Annotated in this window: 13 protein-coding genes; 6 read left to right on the plus strand and 7 right to left on the minus strand. The window is 68.2% G+C overall.

Annotated features, from left to right (window positions below):
- Window positions 1-98: 98 nt before the first annotated feature.
- Window positions 99-1,034 (plus strand): inositol monophosphatase family protein, encoded by a 936-nt coding sequence (locus tag ACQP2T_RS02705; RefSeq protein ID WP_433514610.1) that lies wholly within the window; start codon window positions 99-101, stop codon window positions 1,032-1,034.
- 13 nt (window positions 1,035-1,047) lie between these two features.
- On the opposite strand, the gene ACQP2T_RS02710 is transcribed toward ACQP2T_RS02705, so the two are convergent.
- Window positions 1,048-1,413 (minus strand): winged helix-turn-helix transcriptional regulator, encoded by a 366-nt coding sequence (locus tag ACQP2T_RS02710; RefSeq protein ID WP_433514611.1) that lies wholly within the window; start codon window positions 1,411-1,413, stop codon window positions 1,048-1,050.
- A 30-nt stretch (window positions 1,414-1,443) separates the two neighbouring features.
- Here ACQP2T_RS02710 and ACQP2T_RS02715 point away from each other — a divergent pair, with 30 nt between their 5' ends.
- Window positions 1,444-2,379 (plus strand): NAD(P)H-binding protein, encoded by a 936-nt coding sequence (locus ACQP2T_RS02715; protein ID WP_433514612.1) that lies wholly within the window; start codon window positions 1,444-1,446, stop codon window positions 2,377-2,379.
- A 5-nt stretch (window positions 2,380-2,384) separates the two neighbouring features.
- On the opposite strand, the gene ACQP2T_RS02720 is transcribed toward ACQP2T_RS02715, so the two are convergent.
- Window positions 2,385-3,344 (minus strand): LysR family transcriptional regulator, encoded by a 960-nt coding sequence (locus ACQP2T_RS02720; RefSeq protein WP_433514613.1) that lies wholly within the window; start codon window positions 3,342-3,344, stop codon window positions 2,385-2,387.
- A gap of 322 nt (window positions 3,345-3,666) precedes the next feature.
- On the opposite strand from ACQP2T_RS02720, the gene ACQP2T_RS02725 reads away from it, so the two are divergent.
- Window positions 3,667-7,347, plus strand: a complete 3,681-nt coding sequence (locus ACQP2T_RS02725) for an NB-ARC domain-containing protein (RefSeq protein WP_433514614.1) — start codon at window positions 3,667-3,669, stop codon at window positions 7,345-7,347.
- A gap of 99 nt (window positions 7,348-7,446) precedes the next feature.
- Here ACQP2T_RS02725 and ACQP2T_RS02730 read toward each other — a convergent pair whose 3' ends face one another.
- The 4 genes from ACQP2T_RS02730 to ACQP2T_RS02745 form a co-directional block, all read right to left on the minus strand.
- Entirely contained in the window at window positions 7,447-8,454 is a 1,008-nt protein-coding gene (locus ACQP2T_RS02730) for a hypothetical protein (RefSeq protein WP_433514615.1), read from the minus strand.
- A 168-nt stretch (window positions 8,455-8,622) separates the two neighbouring features.
- The gene (locus tag ACQP2T_RS02735) at window positions 8,623-9,291 is read right to left on the minus strand and encodes a sensor domain-containing protein (RefSeq protein ID WP_433514616.1); all 669 of its coding nucleotides are present in this window, start codon (window positions 9,289-9,291) and stop codon (window positions 8,623-8,625) included.
- 83 nt (window positions 9,292-9,374) lie between these two features.
- Complete coding sequence (locus tag ACQP2T_RS02740; protein WP_357939127.1) at window positions 9,375-10,070, minus strand: GntR family transcriptional regulator; 696 nt, start codon at window positions 10,068-10,070, stop codon at window positions 9,375-9,377.
- A 26-nt stretch (window positions 10,071-10,096) separates the two neighbouring features.
- Window positions 10,097-10,984, minus strand: a complete 888-nt coding sequence (locus tag ACQP2T_RS02745; RefSeq protein WP_433514617.1) for a dihydrodipicolinate synthase family protein — start codon at window positions 10,982-10,984, stop codon at window positions 10,097-10,099.
- 90 nt (window positions 10,985-11,074) lie between these two features.
- Between ACQP2T_RS02745 and ACQP2T_RS02750 the strand changes: the two genes are divergently transcribed.
- Genes ACQP2T_RS02750 through dhaL form a run of 3 tightly spaced genes read left to right on the plus strand, consistent with a single transcriptional unit; the run spans window position 11,075 to window position 13,994 of the window.
- Window positions 11,075-12,391: an MFS transporter gene (locus ACQP2T_RS02750; RefSeq protein WP_433514618.1), complete on the plus strand. Its 1,317-nt coding sequence runs from the start codon at window positions 11,075-11,077 to the stop codon at window positions 12,389-12,391.
- Entirely contained in the window at window positions 12,388-13,392 is a 1,005-nt protein-coding gene (locus tag ACQP2T_RS02755) for a dihydroxyacetone kinase subunit DhaK (protein WP_433514619.1), read from the plus strand. The genes ACQP2T_RS02750 and ACQP2T_RS02755 overlap by 4 nt, the downstream gene beginning before the upstream one ends.
- Window positions 13,389-13,994: a dihydroxyacetone kinase subunit DhaL gene (gene dhaL / locus ACQP2T_RS02760; RefSeq protein ID WP_433514620.1), complete on the plus strand. Its 606-nt coding sequence runs from the start codon at window positions 13,389-13,391 to the stop codon at window positions 13,992-13,994. Before ACQP2T_RS02755 ends, dhaL begins: the two co-directional genes overlap by 4 nt.
- Before the next feature lie 70 nt (window positions 13,995-14,064).
- Here dhaL and ACQP2T_RS02765 read toward each other — a convergent pair whose 3' ends face one another.
- Window positions 14,065-14,886: an SAM-dependent methyltransferase gene (locus ACQP2T_RS02765; protein WP_433514621.1), complete on the minus strand. Its 822-nt coding sequence runs from the start codon at window positions 14,884-14,886 to the stop codon at window positions 14,065-14,067.
- Window positions 14,887-14,944 lie beyond the last annotated feature (58 nt).

Raw genomic sequence — 14,944 nt, forward strand, 5'->3', positions numbered from 1 at the left:
GACTCCTGCCACGGAAGAGAGTCACCCGCGACCACTGCCCCGTCACCGGTCCATCAGATCTAGCGCCACACGCCGTTACTGCCGCGCGGAGGCTCATCGTGACGTCCCAGCCCTCTCTATCCGGCATCGTCCGGCAGCTTGCGGACCTTGTGGCAACGGTCATCCGCGAGATCCGCCCCCGGCTGATCCAAGCTGCACTATCGGGAGACCGGTCAGAGAGCCAGAACCTTCGACATGCCGACAACTTCCTGTCGGAGTACGACCTGTGGATGCACAGGCGCTATCGGGAACTCCTGACACAGATTCTTCCTTCGTACGTCTACGCCTCCGAGGAGGCGGCCCCGCAGGTCATCGGCGACGATCCAGACCCAGACCTATGTGTTCTGGTCGATCCGCTCGACACGAGTGAGCTGGCTGTCCGGGCCTTGTACGGCTACACGCATGTCCTGGTTTACTCGCGGAGCCTCGCCCGCCCGATCGCGGCTGTAGTGGGCGACATCTTCCACCACCTCCAGATCTATACCGCCGCCCGCGACGATGCCGGGCAAGAGCAAGCCTTCGTCTTCACCCAGGACGGCACGTCTTATCCACTGCGACTCAACCGGTCTGCTCGACTGCCAGAGTCACTGATCACGAACTACTCCATGAAGCCTGCCGAGCGCTTCCTTCCGCTTGCCCAGCAGACTGGCCTGATCGAGCAGTTGGGCCAGCTCTCTCAAGACGGTGTGAGCCGAGGCAGGATCGGCGTTGACTTCGGCTCGATCGGGCTGTGCCACATCGCCGCAGGTTTCAGTGACGCGATGGTCGAGTTCGTCAAGGGCTTCGCCACCTGGGATCTCGCCCCAGGGCACTACATCCTCCAGGCGGCCGGAGGGGTGGTCCTCGACCTCGAAGGCCGTCCCATTCCACTGGACTACGGGTTCGGCACCATGGACAACATCCGGAAAGCCATGGACCACCGACGCAAGTTTGTCGCCGCCTCCAGCCTGCCCCTTGCCCGAGAGATCCTCTCCGCCATGACCCTCACCGAATGAGCATGCGGAGGGACTACCTGCTGTGGGCGGCTTCTAGGTCGGACTGGTGTGCGACGGCCCAGAGGCCCAAGGCGCGTACCGGCCCCAGGAAGGAGCGGCCCAGGTCGGTGAGCGCGTAGTCGACGCGCAACGCGACCCTCGGATGGACCGTGCGGCTGATCAGACCATCCTCTTCGAGGGCGCGCAGTGTACGGGTGAGCATGCGGCGGCTGAGCCCCTCCACGGACCTGTCCAGCTCGTTGAAGCCGTGCGCGCCGCGCTCCAGGATCGACAGAATCACGACGCTCCACTTGTCACCAACCCGGCGCAGCACGCTGGTCGCGGGGCAGTTCTCGTGCTCAGCCACCGTGACAGGGACGGTGATGGCTGCAGTGGACATGAATGTGCCTTCTTTCGGACCTTTCACCGGTTGGCCAAAGATCAGGGTACGCACATCGACCTCCAAGGGGGATTTATCGTGATCGTGGTCAGCGGAGCGTCCGGGCAGCTCGGACGCCTCACCGTCGGGCACCTTCTCCAGCGGGTGGACGCCGCCCGCGTCGTGGCGTTGTCCCGTACCCCTGATGCCGTCGCCGACCTCGGGGTGGCCACCCGGTACGCCGACTTCGACGATCCAGCCAGCCTGCCCGGCGCGCTGGAGGGTGCGGAGCGGCTGCTGATGATCAGCATGGGCTCGCTCATCGGGGCGCCTCGCGGGCACGTCAACGCCATCGAGGCGGCGGTCGAGGCGGGGGTAGGGCAGGTGATTTATACGTCGTTCGCCAGGGCGGGCGAGCCGGGCCAGCCCCAGGCGCTCATCCAGAACCACGGGGAGACCGAGCGGCTGCTGGCCGAGTCAGGGCTGACGTTCACGGCGCTGCGGTTCAACCAGTGGCCGGAGATGTGGAACCTCGTCGGCCTGCCCGCCATCGCCGCCGCCACCGGGGTGCTGCCCAGCAATTCGGGTGACGGCCGGGTGGGACACATCACCCGCGACGACAGCGCCGCCGTCGCCGCGGCCGTGCTGGCCGAGGGCGGCTGCGAGGGGCAACTCCTCGAGGTCACTGGCCCGGAGGCGGTCACGGATGCGGACGTCGCCGACGCGCTCGCCCAGGTCACCGGCCGCCCGATCCGCTGTGAACAGGTCTCGGACGCCGGCCTGGCCGCGACGCTGTCCGAACGTGGGCTCCCCGATATGTACGTTCAGGGATGGACGGGCCTGGGGACGTACAAGCGCGACGGCTGGTTCGACGTGACCACGCACGCGGTCGAACACCTCACCGGCCGCAAGCCCACCCCGATCGCCGACTACTTCGCCGCTCACCCCGAAGCCCTGCAGCTCCCGGCTCTTCGTTCACAGCACTGAGACGCTCAACTCCACAACGTGATGTGGATGGACGGGCGGAAGCGGCCCACGTTCACGCCAGGGCCGCGCAGCATCGCCTGGGTGGCGCGTGGCGTGGTGACGAACCTGACCAGCTCGGCCGCCGCCGGAGCCACGCCGCCCTCGGCCAGCGTCATCGTGACCCAGCCCCCGTCGAACCGCAGGGCGGGCCCGGCGACGCGCACCAGGCGCCCGTTGGCGAGGTCCGGTGCCACCGCGAACGAGATCGCCGGCGCCACGCCGCTGTTGCGCTGCGCCTCCTCCAGCGCCGCGGCGTGGCTCTGGTAGATCTGCTGGTGGTGTTCGGGCACGTTGAGCTTGCGCAGCATCGTCGGTACGGCGCCGAGGTCGGTCGCGGCCGATGGCCCGAGCAGCCACACCTGGTCGCGAAGCTGGTGTACGCCGACGTCGCGCCCGGCGAGCGGGTGCTCGGGCCCGCACACGACGACGAGCTGGAAGTTCAGGAACGGCTTGCAGGACAGAGTCTCGTCCACGTAGCCCCCGGGGCTGGGGCCGATCGCCACGTCGACGGTCCGCGCGCGCAGCAACGACCCGAACCGCCGAGGGTCGTGCACGCTCAGCTCCACGTCGAGATCGGCGGCCCGCCCGGCGAACAACCCGATCAGGCCGGGCGCCGCGTGCTCGGCGAACAGGCTCTCCGCGGCGACACGTAACAGCCGGCGCCCGCGTCCTGCCTGGCTCACCTCGATGATCGTACGTTCCTGCAGGCTCAGCAGCTCCGCCGCCCTGCTGGCCAGCCGCAACCCGCCGGGCGTGAACGCGAGCCCGGCGGCGGTCCTGGTGAACAGCCGGTCACCGAGCTCCTTGCGCAGCTGGCCGACATGCAGGGAGACGGCCGCCTCCGACACGTCGAGCTCGGCCGCCGCCTGCTTGACCGACCCGAGCCGCACCACGGCCGCGAACGCGCGAAGCTGCGTGGGCGTCATGAGCAAAAACTACTGGCCGGGCATCAAAGATCATAGAGGTCCGGTGAACCGGTGGTACCGCACCGCGATTCCCCTGGGCGGAGGAACGCTACGCCGCGTACGGCGCCGAGGAGGACAAGGAGGAACGACGATGAGCGACACATCGACAGGCACGCCCAGTAGCCGACCTGGTGCTGGTGACAGTAGTAGGACCCGAAGCTCGGCATCCCACGACATAACGAGATAGTTGGTGGGCAAACAGATCACTCACTCACCATGCGACCGCCTCCTTCCGCGTTCCCCGAAAATACCAAGATCTACGAATGCGGCACCGATAGGTGCAATGTCCACATATGGGCAGATTCGATTGAATTCGCATACCGTCAATTGGCTGCGCTGTCTTGTTGTGCAAGATAAGATGCGTCATCTGTGTATCGTGCGCGTGGCTAGGTGGCCAATGGTACGTCCCAAGAACAGACTTCCCAGCTTGTTGCTGGTTGTCGCCACCCTTCTCGGGATCATGATAGGTCTGCCGGTCAATGTGGTCAGCGATTACCTTCCGGCCGCTGTGGTCGGTTACAAGGGCATCTGGATAGCGGGTCTTCTCATTCTTGCCCTGGCAATCGGATGTCTGACCTGGGCGATCCCGCGGTTGCAGGAGCGACGTCCTGTCGGAGCCTTGTTCAGCGTACCGGTACGGGAATCCTGGATCGACCGACCCGAGCTAGAGACGGTCATCACGGAATTAACGAAGGGGTCGAAGAGGTTCGCGCCTCTGAGTCGAATCGCCCAGACGGTTCGCCGACGTATTTTCCCGCCTGTAGGTAAGCGCGTGCTCATCGCTTCTTGGGGCGAGCCGAAGGGTCCGGGAAGGATTGCGAACGATGCGTGCGTCGTGGCAATCTTCGGCCATGGGGGTGCCGGCAAGACCAGCTTGGCCACAACCGCGTGCTATAGCCCCGATGTTCGCCGCTATTTCAAGGGCGGAGTACTCTGGATAACCTTGGGGCGTGACAAAGGCGGCCTGGATCTCGTGGAGCGCATCAATGGCGCGGTCGCCGAAATAAGCGAGCTGCGTCCGGTGACCTCAGATCCGGAGCAGGCGAGCCACTACCTGAAGCGAGCCCTTGCGGACCGCAAGATGACTCTGCTGGTCGTCGACGATGTATGGGACGACCAGGAACTGGAGTTGTTTCTGCCCAATGAGTCGACGTATCGCCTGTTGTTCACCACCCAGGTGCGTGCTCTGGTGCCCCATTACGCCTGCCCAGTGAGCGTCGACCATCTGTTCGAGGGCACGGCGTCCCGCATCCTATGCGACGGCCTGCCGGTGCTGCCGCTGGGTGCGGAAGGCAAGTTGCTAGATGTCGCAGGTCGCCTGCCGTTGCTGCTGAGCTTGATGAACCGGCGCCTGCGGGAAGAGGTGGCGCGAGGCGGAGACATCAGCCTGGCCGTCGACCAGGCTATCGGGCGGTTGCGCGAGAAAGGCCCGGCCGCGTTCGACATGCGGTCGCGAACCGTCCGCAAAAGATTAGTCGCCGACACCATGGAATACAGTCTCGGTATTCTTGAGCCCCAAGAGCGAGAGCGTTTCCTGGAGCTGTCCATTTTTCCGCAGAACACGGACGTGCCCATCGAAGTTGTTGAGCTTCTCTGGTCTGAGACAGGCCAACTCACATCCCCGGAGACTGTTCAGCTCTGTGAGCGCTTGGAAGAACTGTCGCTGGTGTCGAGAAAGTGGAACCATGGGCGCCAACTTCTCGTTCTGCACGCGACCGTCCGCGCGTACGCTCGTGTGGCGCTTACCGCGGAGGAAGTGGTCCGCTGCAACACTCGCCTGCTGGAGGCCCTCCCGGTTAACTCGGCTGACGCATCCGGAAAGCGTCGATGGTGGTCGGTGCTGGTCGGCTCGGACTACTTCTGGGAAAACCTTGTTTATCATTTCAAGGAGGCTGCGCTGGCCGATGAGCTGCAGAAAATCGTTTGCGACCTACGCTGGCTCAGCGGCAGGGTGGCCCGCTCCGGTGTGTCGGCGGCCGAAAAGGACCTGTCGGAGCTGCGGACGCCTCTCGCAGACAAGCTCTGCAGCGTAATTCTGCAGAACATTCATCTCTTCGACCCGGCGGATCCCGTCGAGGTCGTGGCCGCGACGCTGGTGACCCGCTTGCATGACATGCCCGAACTATCCGAAGGGATTAGAGAATATGTCGAGTCGTCGGCGGCTTGGCACCTGAGCCCGCGATGGCCCTTTCCCGACCAGTCTCCCGATCCCTGGCTGGCCGTGCGCGGGCACAGATCCAGCGTGGCCGCCATCGCCGTCGCCTCCGGGGGATCCTGGTTCGCGTCGGCTGGATTGGATGGGGTGCTCAGCAGATGGAGTGTGGAGGGGCTTCAGCAAACGACGTTGATCGCTCAGTGCGCCGGAATGACGTCGGTGGCCATAGCGCCTACGGGGAATTGGATGGTGGCAGGCGATAGCGAAGGCGTCGTGCACGTGGTCGCGGCCGGTGGCGGCGATGTCGTGTCCATGCGAGGCCACCAGGATGCGGTCAATTCGATAGCCATTTCCCGGGATGGCTCCTGGTTCGCGTCCGCGGGAAACGACGGAAGCATTCTGCTATGGGGAGTCGACGGCTCTCGCCAGGGCCGCCTGTATGCCCGCAGGGGCGAGGTGCAGGCAGTGGCCATTCCGGGGATGGGGCCGTGGCTGGCCTCAGCGGATTCGGACGGTGCAGTGCGGTTGTGGGACGAAGGGGGTGGCATCAGCCGAGTGATCTTCGACCGTTCTCAGCGGCTGCGGGACTTGGCAATATCGCCTGACGGGCAATGGCTCGCCGCGGTCGGTGACCTGGGCGTCGTCCAGCTCTGGCACTCCGACGGCCGCGAACGTGCCGTTCTGTGGGGACATCGGGGAGTGGTGCGCAAGGTGGCCATAGCACCTGACGGTGAGTGGCTCGTGTCCGGAGGCATGGACGGGACTCTTCGTCTCTGGACGGCTGACGCGACGAGAAGGCGTGTCGCCGAGTGCAACTGCGGCGGTGTGTCGGCACTGGCCATCGAGCCCCGTGGTGCCTGGCTCGTGTCTGGAGGGCTGGACGGCAGCCTCCAGATCTGGAAGCCCGAAGCTCTCTGGCGAATGGGATCCGCCAGCCATGGCGTAGACGTCAGGTCGGTCGCTGTTTCGCCCGACGGGACCTGGCTGGCGTCCGCCTGTAGTGACGGCTCCGTCCGTCTCTGGGATGCGAACGGAGCTTCGCGGGAACTGCTGGGACGGCATGGCCGCTGGACCAGCCAGGTCGCCATCGCAACGGACGGCACGTGGTTCGCATCCGCGGGATGGGATGGCCAGGTGCGCCTCTGGGCCCCGGACGGTTCCCAGAGAGGAATGCTGGCTGGACATCGAGGCGGTGCAACCGCCGTCGCGATCGCACCGGACGGGTCGTGGCTCGCCGCCGCTGACTGGAGCGGCTCGGTGCGCGTCTGGGATGTGGACTATCGGGAGACTCGCCGTGTGCTGACCGGTAGCAGGTTGTGGGTGAGCTCCATCGCGATCGCACCCGATGGCGCCTGGTGGGTGACGGCCGCGGAGGACGGTGCGCTGCTCCTGTGGGAGGAGGATGGCTCGTTGCGTGGCGAACTGCGTGGGCATCAGAGCGGTATCCGCTCGGTGGCGATCGCACCCGACGGCTCATGGCTCGTCTCGGCCGACACCGACGGTGAGATGCGGCTGTGGGACGTCAAGGGCTCCCTCAGGTGCGTGCTCTCAGAAGGCGACGGCGCCATAGAGAGCGTCGCCATCTCGTTCGACGGCTCACTGATCGCTGCGGCGTATACGAACGGCCTGGTCCGTTTGTGGGATCCGCATCGTGCGAGCAGCCTGACCGTTGTACGGCTCTCGGGCCCATTACGCTCATGCGCCTGGTTCCCTGGCACCCTCACCCTGTGCGTAACCGGTGCGAAAGGCATGTACTGCTTTACAGCCAACGGACCGCCGGCGACTGGCGAGCGGCAACTGCCGACGTGAACGCGGCGTATGGCCGGTATGCGGAAGGCAGGCCGGTTTGGGCGAAGAGCTGCCCCATAAGCGACTGCCTGTTGAGTTCGGCTCTCCTGTGCAGCACGGTCAGTCGCCTGTAACGCTGATCTGGGCGGTCCAGTCGGCGACGACACGTGTTCTCTTCGACGGTGCGGCCGGGACGACGGCGGCGAACCAGGTGGCCTGGACGAGGATGACCCGGTTGCGGAACTCCTTCTTGCCGCTCAGCACGGCGGGCTCCGGCCGGGTGAAGGAGAGTGTCGCGGCGTTGGGCCGGGCGGTGAAGCTCTGCTGTTCCCGTACGCCGTACCAGACGACGGCCCCTCCTCCGGAGGCGCGCAGCGCGTAGATCGTCGGGACCACCTGGGTGCGGTCGCGTACGTCCCACTGGCCGCGCAGGAGGCGCATGTCGGCGAGCCGGGCGGTGGCGGACTGGGTCGTGTAGGGGCCGGCGGCCAGGAGGCGCTTGGCCTCCGTGTCCTTGCCGTTGGTGGCCAGGGAGCGCGCGTGCGCGGCGGCCATCGCGCGGGGGGCGACGGCGAGGTTCTCGGTGTCGTCGGCGGCCACCGCGGTCGCCAGTCCCTCGTCGTCCACCGCGATCGGCAGGGCGGGTGCCTGGAGCGGGGTGGTCGATCCGGCGACCAGGCGCCAGCCGTCGGCGGTCTCCTGGAGGATGAGCTGGGTCCGGTAGTCCCTGCCCTGCTCGGTGATCTCGGCCAGGAACCAGCGGGCGCCGCCGGGGTTCTTCGGGATCACGAAACGCGTGCTGGTGAGGCGGGGCAGCGTGCCGAGCCGGTCACCCCGTAGCCTGGCGAGCCGGAAGACGGCCCGGTCGAGCTCCAACGCCAGGCCGGCGCTCGTTTCCTGCAGCCCGGATCCGTTCCGTTTCCTGGCCTGCTGCAGTCGCTCACGGTAGCCGTTGAGGACGAACTCGGCCCCGTCCTCCGTCAGTGTGGGCTGCGCCGGTGCGGCGCTCACCCGGGGCCCGGCGCTCACCGACCAGGCACCGGCCTGGGGTGACGTCCCGGAGGCACTGCACGCGGTGACCATGGCCAAGGCCAGGCCACTCACGAACAGCTGGCGATTCACCGGCACGGATACCTCCGCGACATGCCCGTGGGAGCGTCCTGAGCTGTCCTCATGATGTACGGCCCGCACCTGGCCCCGGTTCAAACCACCGGGGCTGGGACTCCATACGGACCGTGTTCAATCTACCGGGATCGTACGGACCGTGTTCAATCCACCGAAACCGTATGACGCGGCTCAGAACTCGGCCGCCGCGAGCCGGTGCGCACGGACGGTCGCGGGGCGCTCGTCGTACGCGGGGCGGGTCAGCAGCGCCTGCGCGAGGTTGGCCTTGATCAGGGCGGCGCCGCGCACGACCGGCACCAGCGTCAGTGCGAACAGGACGCCGATCACGGTGTTGAAGACCACGAAGGTGGTGGTGTCACTGCCGAGGCCGAGCAGCTCGGGCAGCCCGCCGTGGAACTCGGGCAGGCCGGCGATGATCCAGCCGTAGAGCGGGAAGGTCAGGCCGGCGATCGTCCCCGCCCACCAGACGATGGTGACGACGAAGGTGGCGATGGCGAGGGGGAAGGCGATGACGGCGTGCAGCATGTCCAGCACCGCCTGCCCGCTGGTCAGCGGGTTCATCGTGCGGCGGAACCAGCCGGCGTCCGAGGGAGCCTGGCGGTAGCGGGGACGCGCGACGCGGCGGCCGAGCACGTCGGGCAGCAGCACCCGCTCGACGTCGGCGAAGTTACGCGCCATGGCGGCGGCCGCGGCCAGGATCGGCAGGCCGACGAAGGCGACGGCGCTGCCCACTCCGGCCGCGACACCGGTCAGGACCAGGACGAAGGACATGACCGCGGTGGGGAAACCCAGCAGGGCGTAGCGGGTGTCGGTGGCGATGCGGTGCCGGAGCGTTGTCATGCCAAGAACGTTACGAGTCGACACCCCTCCAGATCGCTCCCGCTCACTGGCGTATCGAGGTAGTGCAGGCCCTACCAAGAACATCAGGTGGTGATGGCGTGCGACTCCATGTCGGCCACCGTCCACTCCTCGACCTCGTCCAGGTGGATCGCGGCCGCCGCCTGCGCCGCCGCGACGTCGCGGCCCGCCATGGCGTCGAGGATCTCCAGGTGGCGGCGGGTGGAGCCGGCGATCCGGTGCGGGCCGGTGGCGCCCAGCACGCGCAGCCACTGCACGAACGGCTCCGTCGAGGAGCGGACCCGGATGAGCCGCTCGTTGCCGGTGGCCGCCACGATCTCGGTGTGCAGGCGCGTGTCGCTGACGAAGAACGGCTCGTAGTCACCCTTCTCCGCGTACGCCAGCGCCTCGACGACCTCGGCGCGGAGTTCGGCGATCCGGGGGAGCGGCATGACGGCGGCGGCGATGCCGGTCGCCAGCCACTCGATGCCTTTGCGCAGCTGGCAGACCTCGTGGACGTCGGTGACGTCCGGCCGGGCCACGAACGTCCCCGACCGAGGCCGCGTCTCGATGAGCTGGTCGTGCTCCAGGCGGGCCAGCGCCTCGCGGACCGGCGTGCGCGAGACGCCGAACTCCGTGGCCACCGAGTTCGGGTCGAACCGGGAGCCGGGGGCGTAGACCCCGCTGGTGATGCGGTCGCGCAGGATCCCGTAGAGCTGGTCCGCGATGGAATCCACGACCAGGGACGAACCCTTCGAGAGCTTGACGGACTGACCCGGCACGATCTCTCCCTGCAGATGTGTGATGTCTAGTCGATCAGATTAGCCGCGCGGAGGGCCACCGCGATCCGCTCGCGTTCGGCGGGGCTCGCCGGCGCGAAGGGCTTTCGGGGACGTCCTCCGTTGCGGCCCTGCAGCTCCAGTGCCGCCTTGAGCGTGGCCGGCAGGTTGGGTCCGTCGATCGCCCGCCACACCGTGAGAATACGCTCGTGCAGCGTCAGGGCGAGCGCGTGGTCGCCGTCCTGGATGGCGTTCCACAGGTCGACGCTGAGCCGCGGCGTGACGGTCGGGATGGCCGCGAGCGCGCCGTGCGCGCCGAGCACGAACGCCGGGTAGTGCAGGTCGTCGAGCGCCGCCAGGATGGTGAACCGGTCGCGTACCCGGGCCAGCAGGTCGACGAGCAGGTGCATGTCGCCGCCGCTCTGCTTGATGGCCACCAGCTGCGGAACGGCCGCGAGCCGCTCGATCACGTCCACGGGTACGAGGGCCCACGGCACCACGTTGTAGAGCACGATCGGCAGGTCCACCGCGGCTCCGATCTCGCGGTAGTACGCCACGGTCTCCTCGGCCGACGGCGCGAAGACATAGTGCACCGGCGTGATCTGCAACGCGTCGACGCCCACCTCCTTCAGCGCCAGCGAATAACGGATCACCTGGGCCGTCGAGTTCTGGATCACTCCGGCGATCACCGGCACCCGCCCGGCGACCTCCTCGACCACGACCTGGCAGATGTCCCGGCTCTCCTCCAGGGAGAGCGTCTGGCCCTCCCCGGTGCTGCCGCACGCGCAGATCGCGGTGACCCCGGCTTCCAGCAGGTACTTGACCTCCTGGCGCAGTAGATCGAGGTCCACCTCGTCGTTCTCGTCGAACGGGGTCACCACCGTGGAGATCATCCCGTGCAGGTCCAGGTCGCTCATCGACATCCTCCTCGTGGCGCGGCTATTGCGGCCATGTTAAATCTAGTGTCTGATACATTAGATTATCACTCGGACATGAAAGGATGTCCAATGCAGAGCGGGACGCCAGTCAAACGTGTCGTCTGGGCCAGCGCCCTCGGCACGACCGTGGAGTACTACGACTTCACGCTCTACGCCACGACGGCCGCGCTGGTCTTCAACAAGGTCTTCTTCCCGGCCGAGATCCCCCTGGTCGGCACGCTGGCCGCGTTCGCCACGTTCTTCGTCGGCTATCTGGCGCGCCCGCTCGGCGGCCTGATCTTCGGCCACTTCGGTGACCGGCTGGGCCGCAAGAACATCCTCATCACCACGATGCTGATGATGGGCACCGGCACCTTCGCCATCGGGCTGATTCCCTCGTACGAGTCGATCGGCATCGTCGCGCCCCTGCTGCTGGTGCTCATCCGGCTGATCCAGGGCCTGGGGATGGGCGGCGAGTACGGCGGCGGCGTGCTGATGGCCCTGGAGTACAGCCCGAAGCGACGCCAGGGCTTCTTCACTTCACTGGTGCACATCGGCACCCCGGCCGGTGTGCTGCTGCCGGTCGCCCTGGTCACGGCGCTGGACGCGTTCCTGCCGGCGGGTGCGTACGAGTCGTGGGCCTGGCGCCTGCCGTTCCTGGCGAGCATCGCGCTGGTCGCCGTCGGCTTCTACATCCGGCTGCGCATCAGCGAGAGCCCCGAGTTCGTCAAGATGCGGGCCGAGCGCGAGGTGCGGAAGCTGCCGGTCAAGGAGCTGTTCGCCGACTACACGGGCAAGGTGCTGCTGTCGATCGTCGCCAAGGTGGCCGAGAGCGGACTGTTCAACGTCTACTACGTGGTCGCCATCGCCTACGTCACCACGGAGCTGGGTCTGCCGCGCGGGCCGGTGCTGATGGCGGTGCTGATCGCGTGCCTGGCCGAGTGTTTCACGCTGCCGCTGTTCGGGGCGCTGTCCGACCGGATCGGCCGGCGCAAGGTGTACGTGGGCGGCGCGGTGTTCCAGCTGCTGCTCGCCGTGCCGTTCTTCCTGCTCGTGCAGACCGGCAGCCTGCCTTTGATGACCCTGGCCATGGTGCTCGGCCTGGCCGTCGGTCACGGCTCCATGTACGGCGCGCAGGCAGCGCTGTTCGCCAACCTCTACCCGGTTCAGGTGCGCTACACGGGCCTGTCGGTCACCCAGCAGGTAGGGGCCACGCTCGGCGGCGGGCTCGCCCCGCTGGCCGGCACCGCGCTGCTCGCGGCCGGGGGCGGCCACTGGACCTACCTCGTGGTCTATATGATCGCGATCGCGGCTCTGTCCAGCCTGGCGGCCGGTCGGCTGGGCTCGGGCGAGCTCGACCGTGAGGCGCTCGGTGGAGTGCCCGCCGCCAAGGAGGCGATCCAATGAGCCTGTTCCTCGCCGAAGGCGACCCCGTGACGCTCGCCCTGCGCGGGTTCGCGCGGGTGCACGCCGACCTCGTCGAACTCAGCGAGGACCCGGTCTTCCTGCGGGCCCGCGACCGCGATCCGCGCCGGACCGTCGGGCTGGTGTCCGGCGGCGGCTCGGGGCACGAGCCGCTGCACGGCGGGTTCCTCGGCCGGGGGATGCTCGACGCGGTGGCACCGGGGCAGGTGTTCGCCTCGCCGCACAACCGGCAGGTGCTGGCGGCCAGCCGGGCCGCCGCCGGTCCCGGCGGGGTCATCCACATCGTGAAGAACTACACCGGCGACCGGATCAACTTCGGCATCGCCGCCGAACGCCTGCGGCACGACGGCATCGAGGTCCGCCGGGTTCTGGTCGACGACGACCTGGCGACCGAGAGCGCGGAGACGGCGACGGGACGGCGGGGCACCGGCGCCACCGTCATCGTGGAGAAGCTCCTCGGTGCCGCCGCCGACGAGGGGCTCGGCCTCGACGAGCTGGCCGCACTCGGCGCGCGGTTCGCCGCCGCCTCGCGCAGCCTCGCGGTGGCGGCACGGGCCCAGACCTCGCCGCAGACCGGCGCCCCCTCGTTCGAGCTGGGGCCCGACGAGCTGGAGTACGGCGTGGGCATCCACGGCGAGCGGGCGGCCAAGACGATCACCAGGCCGCCCGTCGGCGAGCTGGTCACCCGGATGCTCGACGAGTTGCTGGCCGGTCTGCCACCGGGCCCCGACGACCTAGTGGTGCTGGTCAACGGGCTCGGCGGGACCACCCAGCTGGAGCTGTACGGCGTCTTCGACCAGGTGGCGGGCGAGCTGTCGGCGCGCGGGCTGGGCGTGCGCGGCTCGCTGGTGGGGACGTACGTGCCCGCGCTCGACATGGCGGGCTTCTCGCTGACCCTCACCCGGCTCGACCCGTCCTGGGACCGCTGGTGGCGGGCCCCGGCCATGACACCCGCCTTCGTCCGCCTTGAGGAGAACCGATGACCGCGTCGCCCGTACTCCGCCGCTACGCCGCCGATGTGGAGGCGGCCCACGCCGAGCTGACGCGGCTCGACCAGCTCAGCGGGGACGGCGACTTCGGCGACAACCTGCGCTCCGGGCTGCGCCGCGTCATCGACGAGCTCGACCGGTCCGGCGCGGAGGGGCACGGGTTCGACGTGGCGGGACGGGTGTTCCTCGACGACGTCGGGGGCACGAGCGGGCCGCTGTTCGGGCTGCTGTTCACCGAGATCGGCCGGGCACTCGACGGTGATGTGCCGAGCTGGGCCGCGGGCGCCTCTGCCGGGCTGGCCGCGATCCAGCGGGTGGGCGAGGCCAACGTGGGCGACCGCACCCTGGTCGACGCGCTCGTGCCCGCGGTCGCGGCGCTGGAGTCGGACGGGGCCGGAGCCTTCGCCCGCGCCGCCACGGCCGCCGCCGACGGCGCCCGGAGCACGGCCGGGCTGCGGGCTCGGCTCGGGCGCGCCAGTTACGTGGGCGAGCGGGCCAAGGGTGTCGCCGATCCCGGGGCGGTGGGGGTGGCGCTGCTGTTCCGAGCGCTGGCCGAGGTCGAGGAGCCCGGCTCGGGAATCGCCCCGCCGTACTGACGGACGTGCGGTTACGAGACGCGCGCTGACGTACGGCTACCGGAAGCGGGCTGACGTACGGGGCGTGCGGTTACGGGACGCGCGCGACGCCGCCCAGGACGCCGCCCTTCGCCAGGCTGGCCGGGATGTACTGCTCGTCGTTGCGCCAGTCCTGCGCGGGTACGACGCCCGGTTCGAGCAGTTCGAGGCCGTCGAAGTAGCCGCGTACGGTGTCGCGGTCGCGCCAGGTCATCGCCCCCGAGCTGGTCTGCCGGTAGACGTCCTGGGCCTCGGCGAGCCTGGCCGGGATGCCCTCGTTCTCCTCGATGTACCCGTGCGAGATGATCAGGTAGCTGCCCGAGGCCAGCGGCTCGCGCAGAGTCTGGACGATGCGGGCCACCTCCTCGTCGTCGGCGAGGAAGTGGAACACGGCGACGACGAGGAGGGCGACCGGCTGCCTGAAGTCGAGGTGCGCGGCGGCGGCGTCCAGGATGGCCTTCGGGTCGCGCGTGTCGCCCTCGACGATCACCGTGTCGGGGTTGTCGGCGAGCAGGGCACGGGCGTGGACCAGGACGATCGGGTCGTTGTCGGTGTAGACGACCTTGGCGTCCGGGATGACGCGCTGCGCGACCTGGTGCACGTTGTTCTGGGTAGGCAGACCGGTGCCGATGTCGAGGAACTGCCGCACACCCGCCTTGGCCGCCTCCTCCACCGCGCGGATGAGGAACCCACGGTTCGCTCGGGCGATCTCGCGGATGTCGGAGCCGGTCTCCAGACTGATCCGGATGATGTGTTCGGCCGCCTCGCGATCGGCGGAGAAGTTGTCCTTCCCGCCCAGGAAGTAGTCGTACATCCGGGCGACGCTGGGGACGGTCGGGTCGACTTTCCCCGCGGGCGGCTCGTGCTCGGTCACGCCTGCACCCTCCTCACCTATGCCCGCATCTTACGAGGAATCAGGTGATCTGTGGCGA

The sequence above is a fragment of the Nonomuraea sp. CA-143628 genome (assembly GCF_050942315.1).
Classification (GTDB): domain Bacteria; phylum Actinomycetota; class Actinomycetes; order Streptosporangiales; family Streptosporangiaceae; genus Nonomuraea.